Origin of the sequence: Ruania albidiflava DSM 18029, assembly GCF_000421225.1 — a bacterium.
Taxonomy (GTDB): Bacteria; Actinomycetota; Actinomycetes; order Actinomycetales; family Beutenbergiaceae; genus Ruania; species Ruania albidiflava.
Window position 1 is genome coordinate 1 of record NZ_ATWL01000057.1, and the last position, 1,388, is coordinate 1,388.

At 59.7% G+C, this 1,388-nt stretch carries 1 protein-coding gene; it reads left to right on the forward strand.

Going from position 1 to position 1,388, the window contains the following annotated elements:
- Positions 1-139 precede the first annotated feature (139 nt).
- The gene (locus tag K338_RS0119505) at positions 140-1,252 is read left to right on the forward strand and encodes a hypothetical protein (RefSeq protein ID WP_022919803.1); all 1,113 of its coding nucleotides are present in this window, start codon (positions 140-142) and stop codon (positions 1,250-1,252) included.
- Positions 1,253-1,388: the final 136 nt, after the last annotated feature.

Below are 1,388 nucleotides of genomic sequence, written 5' to 3' on the forward strand. Positions count from 1 at the left end.
TTTGAGCACCTCCATCTTCACCCAAGGCCCGCTCACGATCCGCCTCAGCTCGCCGTCAGCGACGACGCCCTACGCACTCTGAATCCGGAAGAGCCCTATAAGTCTCGTGACAGCGAAGATTTCACGGAGGTGTCTTATCATGGCCCAGGAGGGATCATTTCAGCAGGGAGCCGCGATCCTGCAGACCATCCGAGATCGAGCCGGCTATGAACGAGGCTTGCGGCCGGGTCGGCTCGCGAGAGTCAGACTGGTGGTAGGGTTCGCTGTACTCATTGTCGGCCTCGCCAGCTGTGCGGTCGGTATGATTGGCCTTGCCCCAGTCCATCGCGAACTCTGGTCGCCTGAGTTTATTGCCTTGGTCTCCATTGGGCTTATCGGAGCCATTGTGGGAGTCGCGCTTATCGTGTATAGTTTTGCGCCCGCCTCGTTGCACAGAGTTTCCCACCTGATTGAGACGCTTTCGCACATCGCCAGCTTCGCCGCTGGCTTGGCTGGGCTCATGCTGAGTACTATCGCCGTTGCTGTGATTCTCTACGGCATAGTCAGCACACCCGATGCTATCTCGGAACAGACACTGGCTAACCTTCTCGTTGCATTCCTGTTGTGCGGGGAGCTGGCCCTCCTGACGATCATCGACCTCAAGCCAATCCTCTCCAGCGACGGCCGTTCGGGCGCGAAGTCCGCGGTGCTTCGCATGCAGATATCCTCAATAATCCTGGCGGGTTCGGTCACAACTGCCATCATGCTGATAAGCACCAACGCCTCGGTCGGCAACTTCCTACCGTCGGCTCTTGCTCTCACCGCGGGTGGAGCGATACTGAGATGGTCCATGGTGTATCGCCGCCGAGTCGATGCCGCGCAACGGGAGATAGCGGAGCGGCTGACGGACCTGGTGATCGTTGGCAGGTCCCCAAAGAGCACAACCGCTCTCTCGGAGGCACTGATGCGGCTCGAGAACACAATCTCACCCGCAAGCGAGCAGGGTCGCCTAGGAGCGGTAATGCGGGCTGATTCTGACGTTCGCAACCTTGTCGGTTACCTCATCGAACGCGGGTACTCGCGGCATGCGAGCTTCGGCACCGACCGGCGCTTCGGATTCCTGCAGGAGATACCGGATGAGGAACTCCATCTCGTCGCAGCCAGCGTTGCTGACACTCTCCGCTGGAACTTGCTTGATCCGAGCGGGCACAGGCTGACCACGCTCACAAGCCCACCCGCGCTAACAGGTCAATCCGCCTACGTCACTTCGTAAGCGCAGGATTCCCTCCCTGGAGGTGCAGCCATGCATCTAGATGTACCCGGCCAGGAGGTTGGTTACAGGCGGCTGGTGGGAGGTAGTCCACCGAGTGCGCTGTGGCCACGGACAGTGTTGTAAGTTTCCAGTCAGG